At 62.9% G+C, this 7,596-nt stretch carries 5 protein-coding genes and 1 pseudogene; all 6 read right to left on the bottom strand.

Annotated elements, in window-relative coordinates; genetic code table 11:
* Positions 1–243 (bottom strand): annotated as a pseudogene (locus ACE04I_RS08320) (GNAT family N-acetyltransferase); the annotation flags it as partial.
* A gap of 137 nt (positions 244–380) precedes the next feature.
* Positions 381–1,205, bottom strand: coding sequence for an outer membrane protein (locus ACE04I_RS08315; RefSeq protein ID WP_046794579.1), 825 nt, complete (start codon positions 1,203–1,205; stop codon positions 381–383).
* Positions 1,206–1,390: 185 nt separating this feature from the next.
* Positions 1,391–2,743, bottom strand: a complete 1,353-nt coding sequence (gene glmM, locus ACE04I_RS08310) for a phosphoglucosamine mutase (RefSeq protein WP_046794580.1) — start codon at positions 2,741–2,743, stop codon at positions 1,391–1,393.
* Between the two features lie 377 nt (positions 2,744–3,120).
* Entirely contained in the window at positions 3,121–5,055 is a 1,935-nt protein-coding gene (gene ftsH / locus ACE04I_RS08305; protein ID WP_487206974.1) for an ATP-dependent zinc metalloprotease FtsH, read from the bottom strand.
* A 101-nt stretch (positions 5,056–5,156) separates the two neighbouring features.
* Positions 5,157–6,470 (bottom strand): tRNA lysidine(34) synthetase TilS, encoded by a 1,314-nt coding sequence (gene tilS, locus ACE04I_RS08300; RefSeq protein WP_046794582.1) that lies wholly within the window; start codon positions 6,468–6,470, stop codon positions 5,157–5,159.
* Between the two features lie 16 nt (positions 6,471–6,486).
* Positions 6,487–7,503, bottom strand: coding sequence for a tol-pal system protein YbgF (ybgF, locus tag ACE04I_RS08295; protein WP_046794583.1), 1,017 nt, complete (start codon positions 7,501–7,503; stop codon positions 6,487–6,489).
* Positions 7,504–7,596 lie beyond the last annotated feature (93 nt).

The following is a 7,596-nucleotide window of genomic DNA, read 5'->3' as shown; positions in this document are numbered from 1 at the left end:
GCCCTTGCGGCGCGCAATACAGAGCGGCAGGAAGAGGATGGGCCTGCCTCCGTCATCACGCACTTCGATGAAATACAGGCTGCGTCGGCCCGAACGGCCGAAACTCTCCAGCCAGACGCGAAGGAATGTAACCGTCTGGAATGGATGATAGCGGGCGCTCTCGGAATCCGTCGCGCCGCTCGGCCAATCGGCGGAGACCTCGTCCAGGCTATGGAAAACGGAAATCCTGAATTGCGGCTTCATCAAGTGCCCTGTCGCGATGCGCGGCTTCCGATACCAACTGACGGGTCAGGCTTGAAGCTCAAACCTGTCCCATCGTTAATGGCAAACAGGCCCTTAGAAAGAAGCCGCCCGATGGGCGGCTTCCGGCGGTTCGTGGATCACTTGTAGACGATCGGTTCCGGCGGCGGCTCGTAAGCGACTGGGGTTTCGCAACCGTTGAAGACGTAGCGGGCGCCGACGCGGGCCTCATGCATGTCGAAGCCCTTGTCACGGCCGGGACCGCCGTTGTCCATATAACCGAACATGTCGCCGCCCGAGATATGGCGGAAGCGGTAGCCGATATCGGCCTTGAGATTGCAGGTGAGATCGATCGTCGCGCCGGCCATCAGAGCATAGCTGAAGCGCCAGCTTCCCTTGCCTTCGTGGTCGCTGCCGTAGCAGCCCGGCATGGAGGGATCATCGCAGATCCTGTTGCGCAGCTTGCCCCATTTCACGTAGCTGCCGCCGATGCCGGCGCCGACATAGGGCGTGACGCGGCCATAGGTGCCGAGATCGACATAGACATTGGCCATGAGAGAATAGGCGCGCATCTCCGCCTCGTCGCGGGAGGAGCACATCACCGAGCCGCACCAGCCCGTCGTGCTGCCGCGGAAATCCGACTTGCCCAGATAGTCGAAGGTAAGATCGGTGCGCAGATAGTTGTTGACCTGGTAACCGACACCGGCGCCGACCACGAAGCTGTCCTTCAAGGTGGTGCGGTCGAAATCGGCCAGGAAGGCGTTTGAGCCCTGGAAGTATTCGGCACCGCGCATGTGGTTGAAGGAATATCCGACATCACCGCGCAGATACCAGCCGCTGGCTTCCTGGATTTCCACTTCCGGCGCGTCGATGATCGGCTCGGGCTGGGGCTCGTATAAATCGGCGGAATAGGCTGCACTTCCTGCCAGCGCCAGCAAGGCTGCGCCGATCAGACTCTTCTTCATGGTTCCATCTCCAAGATCCATCTCATTGAACGGCGACGCGCCTATCAACGGGTTTATCCGGCATGGATAATGAAGGAGAAAGGTTAAGCCTCGCTTAACCATGTCCGTTTACCAGTAAAAATCGGGGATAGACAAGAAAGCCCACCGTGAAGGGCCGGCTTTCTTGCAAAAGGACTTGGTGTTCTTCAGGCCGCGCTGCGGACGTTGGAGATGACGCCGATCAGTTCGCCGACGATGCGCTCGATCTGATCGCGATCGTCGCCTTCGGCCATCACCCGGATCAGCGGTTCGGTGCCGGAGGGGCGGATCACCAGCCGGCCCTTGCCGGAAAGCTCCTGCTCCGCATCGGCGATCGCCTGCCGCACGATGATATCCTCCAGCGGCTTGCCGCCGGCATAGCGCACGTTTTTCAGGAGTTGCGGCACCGGCTCGAACCGCCGGCAGACCTCGCTGACCGGCAGGTCGAGCCGCTTGACGCGGGCAAGGATCTGCAGGGCCGCGACGAGCCCGTCGCCGGTCGTGCCGAAATCGGACAGCACGATATGGCCGGATTGCTCGCCGCCCACGTTGAAATCGTGATTGCGCATATGCTCGACGACATAGCGGTCGCCGACCTTGGTGCGGGCGAGCTTGAGTCCCTTCCCGTCCAGGAAGCGCTCGAGGCCAAGATTGGACATGATCGTCGCCACGATGCCGCCGCCGGTCAGCTTGCCGTCGTCGGCCCAGCTCTCGGCGATTGCCGCCATGAGCTGATCGCCGTCGATGATCTCACCGCGCTCATCGACGATGATGACGCGATCGGCATCCCCGTCGAGGGCAATCCCGATATCGGCCCGCACCTCATGCACCTTCTTCTGCAGCGCCGAGGGGCTGGTCGAACCGCAATCGAGATTGATGTTCGTGCCGTTCGGCTCGTTGCCGATCGTCACCACGTCGGCTCCGAGCTCCCAGAGAGCCAGCGGCGCTACCTTGTAGGCGGCCCCGTTGGCGCAGTCGATCGCGATCCTCAGCCCATGCAGCGTGACATCGCGCGGCAGCGTGCGCTTGGCGTGCTCAATGTAACGATAGATATCGCCCTCGACGCGCTTCGCCCGGCCGATATCGGCGGACTTGGCGAGCTGGGTGTACATATCCTTGTCGAGCAGTTCCTCGATCTGCATTTCCAGCTCGTCGGAAAGCTTGTAGCCATCCGGACCGAAAAGCTTGATGCCGTTATCCTCGTAAGGATTGTGCGAGGCCGAGATCATCACGCCCACATCGGCGCGCAGCGAGCGGGTAAGCATGGCGACGGCCGGCGTCGGGATCGGACCCAGCAGGAAGACATCGAGCCCGGCGGCGGTGAAACCCGCCACCATGGCATTTTCGAGCATGTAGCCCGAAAGGCGGGTATCCTTGCCGATCACCACCCGATGCCGATGGTTACCATTCCTGAAGATCGTGCCGACGGCGATCCCCACGCGCATGGCGAGATCGGGCGTCATCGGGAAAACGTTGGAATGTCCGCGGATGCCGTCGGTACCGAAATAGCGACGTGTCATATAAGCTCCTTCGTCATCGCGCCCTGATGGCGCGGTCTTGGCGCATAGCCCTCAAAACCGGGGCACAGCGCTATGGCAGGCGAACCTGCAACCATAATCTCCGGCAGAGCCGGTCCATGCTCGGCTCATGCCACAGTCTGCATGTATAAGCACGTAAATTAGCGTCAAAATTGATTATATCTCGTTACCAAGTAAGGTTACATCGCTCCCCGACGGTCAAACCGTGACGAAGGGCAGCAACATCTCTTTCGTCATTGCGACATGAGCAAATCCTCGACACACCGAGGGTGACGCCGCGTATGCCGAGGGGTTTATCAGCAAGCAAAAACCGCCGCGGATTGCTCCGCGGCGGTTTCCTTGAATGCTGTGCAGCCGGATCAATGCGGCTGAGGTTCGAGGCCGCTTTCCGGCTCGTCGCCCTTGGGCTGGCCCTTCTTGGCGCCAGCCTTCGGCACAGCCGAACCACGCGCCGGCGGCGCATCGTCGCCGAGGTCGCGGGAAGGTTTGTGCCCCTTGATGAGGGCCTTGATCTCCTCGCCCGAAAGCGTTTCGTATTCGAGAAGCCCTTCCGCCAGCACCACGAACTCGTCGTGCTTTTCGGTCAGGATACGGCGAGCCTCGGTATAGGCCTCCTCGATGAGGCGGCGCACCTCCACATCGATCTTCTGAGCGGTCGCCTCGGAGACGTTCTTCGATTGCGAGACCGAGTGGCCGAGGAACACTTCCTGTTGGTTCTCACCGTAGGCAACCTGACCGAGCACGTCGGAGAAGCCCCATTGCGTGACCATGGCGCGGGCAAGCTTGGTTGCCTGCTCGATGTCCGAAGATGCGCCGGAGGTGATGTTCTCCTTGCCGAAGGTCAATTCCTCGGCAACGCGGCCACCCATCATGATGACGAGGCGCGAGACCATCCACTTGTAGCTCATCGAATAGCGGTCGCCTTCGGGAAGCTGCATGACCATGCCGAGCGCGCGGCCCCGCGGGATGATCGTTGCCTTGTGCAGCGGATCGGCCACCGGCACATGCAACGCCGTGATCGCGTGGCCGGCCTCGTGATAGGCAGTGAGCTTCTTTTCCGCCTCGGTCATGGCCGAGGAGCGGCGCTCCGCACCCATCATGATCTTGTCCTTGGCGTCCTCGAACTCGCTCATGGTGACGAGCCGCTTGTTGCGACGCGCTGCCATCAGGGCTGCTTCGTTGACGAGATTCATGAGATCGGCGCCGGAGAAGCCGGGCGTGCCGCGTGCCAGAACCTTGAGATCGACGTTCGGCGCCAGCGGCACGTTGCGCACATGCACCTTGAGGATGCGTTCGCGTCCGACGATATCCGGGTTCGGCACGACGACCTGGCGGTCGAAGCGGCCGGGACGCAGGAGCGCCGGGTCAAGAACGTCCGGACGGTTGGTCGCGGCGATCAGGATGATCCCCTCGTTCGCCTCGAAGCCGTCCATCTCGACCAGCAACTGGTTCAGCGTCTGCTCGCGCTCGTCGTTGCCGCCGCCGAGGCCTGCGCCACGGTGACGTCCGACGGCGTCGATTTCGTCGATGAAGATGATGCAGGGCGCGTTCTTCTTGGCCTGTTCGAACATGTCGCGGACGCGGGACGCGCCCACACCGACGAACATTTCAACGAAGTCGGAACCCGAAATGGTGAAGAAGGGAACGTTGGCCTCGCCCGCGACGGAGCGTGCGAGGAGCGTCTTGCCCGTGCCGGGAGGACCGACCAGCAGCACACCGCGTGGGATTCGGCCGCCGAGGCGCTGGAACTTCTGCGGGTCACGCAGGAATTCGACGATTTCCTCGAGATCCTGCTTGGCCTCGTCGACGCCTGCGACATCCTCGAAGGTGACGCGGCCATGCGCTTCCGTCAGAAGCTTGGCCTTGGACTTGCCGAAGCCCATGGCACCCCGCGAACCGCCCTGCATCTGCCGCATGAAGAACAGCCAGACGCCGAGGATGAGCAGCATCGGAAGAAGCGTGCCGAGATAGCTCAGGAAGCCGGAAGACCCATCGGTTTCCGGGCGTGCCACCGTGGTCACGTTCTTGGACTGCAGCCGCTCCACGAGCGCGTCGTCGATGACGGGCGAATAGGTCTGGAAGCCTGCGCCGTTCTCGACATAGGTTCCAAGCACGCGATTGCCGGTAATGACGACGTCGCGCACGCGACCGGCATCGACCTCTCGCAGAAATTGCGAATAAGGGATCTCGCGCGAGCTGGTCTGCGAAGGTGCCGTCTGGAACATGCTGAACAAAGCGATCAGCAGGAGGGCAATAACGGCCCAGAGGGCGAAATTACGTAGGTTTGGGTTCATCGAACTCCCCGGAACTGCGACGGCCGACTTCCGGCCACCGCCTTGCTTGCCCATAACATAGGGTTACGCCACGGCCTTGCCAAGGCAAGCGGCGGCTACGATCACCTTTTGCGTGCGGAAACCTTAACGCGCATAGGGGGAAAATCGTCGCATCCGAGCAAATACGCCAGGCGAGCAGCTAAAGTATAGTCGAACTGCGGCAAAAAACGGTCGAACGGGGCAAGCACCGGCTGGATAACCGTCTGGTCTGCCGCCGAGATACAGGGCATCACGGCCATCGCCCGCATCGCGACCGGCGGCGGCACGTCCGGGAACAACATCGAGGCCTCCTTGCGATCCGACGCGGTAGGGCCGACGACGATTTCCCCGTCGCCGCGATTGGCGACACGATAGCGCCCATCCCAGAGAGCCCACTCTCCAGGAATGAGATGGAGGGGCTGCAGGCCGCGGTTCTCGCGGGAGAGGTAGAGCCCCTCGCGGCGACGGTCGAAGATCACCCGCCCGGCGGTGATCCGCCCTGCCCCGCTGCCGTCGAGCACGGCCACGACCCGGTCCATGCTTTCCCGGCCCGGCACATATGTCCGTCCCCCGAGAGCCGCCGCGAGATATCCGAGCGCATGCCGCCGGGCCGCCGCATCGGCTGCGAAGAATTCCGGCGCGAGGTGAACGAGAACGCCGTGATGAGCGATCGCATGATCGGTAAGAAGGCTCGCGGCCTGTTTCGAAAGCTGCGCGCGGCGGCAAGCGGCGGCATCGAGGCTCGCAAGGTCAAATACTCCCCCACCCGCAAGCCGCTGGCGCGTTCTCACGCGCTCATAGCGAGGGTCGAGATTGCTGGGATCGTCGATCCAGCCGAACCCCTCCCCTTGAAGAAAGGCGCGAATATCCGTGCGGCGGGTCCGCAGGAAGGGCCGCAGCAGCCAGAGTTTCCGATCGAGAAGCACAGCCTCCGCCATGCCGGCAAGCCCCGGATCGTCCCCGCCGACGCTGCGGGCACCGCGCATGGCCACCGTCTCGGCCTGGTCGTCCAGCGTATGCCCGGTAAGGATCGCCATCGCGCCGACCTCCTCCGCGATCTCGGTCAGCAGGCGATAGCGGGCTTCGCGCGCGGCAGCGGAAACCCCGCTCTTCGGCTTTTCGCCCTCCCAGCGGCGGGTGACATGCGGGATGCCCAGTTTCCCGCAGAGTGCGGCCACCTCCCGCGCCTCGTGGGCGGATTCCTCGCGCAAGCCGTGGTCGATCGTCGCGGCATGAAGAGTAATGCCCTCCGGGGCGGAACGGGAAAGGGCGACGAGCAGGCCCGTGGAATCGCTGCCGCCGGAGATCGCAATGAGCAGGCGCGCCGGCCTTTCAAGCTCCGCCAGGAAGCGGCGGATCGCGTCTTGGGGAGAAAGCGGCTTCGGGGCGGCGGTCAAATGCGTGGGCCGCCGATCAGCAACTCAGGCGCTTCTGCTCGCTCGTTACCTTGCCGAGCACCGAACGTGGCGCGCTCGGGTAACGCTTGCTCACCTCCTTCAGGGTGGCGCAGGCTGTTTCCTTGTTGTCGAGCGCGGCAAGCGACATGCCGAGCTTCAGGAGCATTTCGGGAGCCTTTGGAGATTTGGCATAGGTCTGGTGGGCGTTGAGAAAGGTCTTAGCCGCCTCGTTGAACTTGCCCTGCGAATACTGAGCCTCACCAAGCCAGAAATTGGCGTCCGCCGCACGCGCGCCTTTCGGATAGCTTTCGAGATAGCTGTTGAACTCGCGCTCGGCGAGCTGATAGTCGCCGGAGAGCACATGCCCGTAGGCCGCCTGATAGACATCGTTCTCGCTGCCGAGCGATGCAGTCTGCTGCGGGTCCGGCCGTGCGCCGCCGCGCGGGTTCGACGGGCTATCCACGCCGGGAAGGCCGGAGGAATTGTTGGCGTTCTCGTTGCGCCTCGCCCCGACGGGATTGCCGCCCTGATCGAACTCTATGGAACCGAGCGTCGTTTCCGGCGCGCCGGTATCAGGGTTCCGGCCGCTGCCCTGGTTCTGGGTTCGACCCTGGCCTGGCTGCGGCGTTTCGATCACGCGGGCGACATCGTCTTCCTGCCTGGGCGGCTGGGCAGCCGGAGCGCGGTTGGAGGCGGTGGCGGCCGGTTTCCCGGCCGCTCCGTTCTCGCTTTTCTCCAGTTCCTGGAAGCGGAACTCATTGTCTTCCTGGGCCTTGCGTATCTGCTCCTGCATCTGCAGAAGCTGGAAGCTCATTTCCTCGATACGACCATTGAGCTGCCGGATCTCTTCCTCGAGCTGCTGGACGCGGATGGCCGCATCTCCGCTCTGGGCGAGAATCAGCGGTTGCCCGCCCTGACGCGGCTCGGCCGCAGCCTGATTGCCGCCCTGGAAAAGTTTCGGCAGCGTGAGCGCCCCAGCCGGGCCGCTCGCCACCATGAGCCCCAGCATCGCTGCCAAGACAAGTTTCTTCATGTCGTCCGTCCTTTGATCTGCACCTGATTTGGCGCGAGAAGGAGATTTTTCCAACTGCCCCGAAAAAGCAACCAAGCCGACGGTCAAAAATCC

The sequence above is a fragment of the Rhizobium moroccans genome, assembly GCF_057559155.1.
This window is presented reverse-complemented; position numbering and strand designations above follow the sequence as displayed.

Bases quoted from the DNA above. Each gene is read 5' to 3' on its own strand.
- ACE04I_RS08315 (WP_046794579.1), bottom strand. From the start codon at position 1,205: ATGAAGAAGAGTCTGATCGGCGCAGCCTTGCTGGCGCTGGCAGGAAGT.
- ybgF (WP_046794583.1), bottom strand. From the start codon at position 7,503: ATGAAGAAACTTGTCTTGGCAGCGATGCTGGGGCTCATGGTGGCGAGC.
- glmM (WP_046794580.1), bottom strand. From the start codon at position 2,743: ATGACACGTCGCTATTTCGGTACCGACGGCATCCGCGGACATTCCAAC.
- ftsH (WP_487206974.1), bottom strand. From the start codon at position 5,055: ATGAACCCAAACCTACGTAATTTCGCCCTCTGGGCCGTTATTGCCCTC.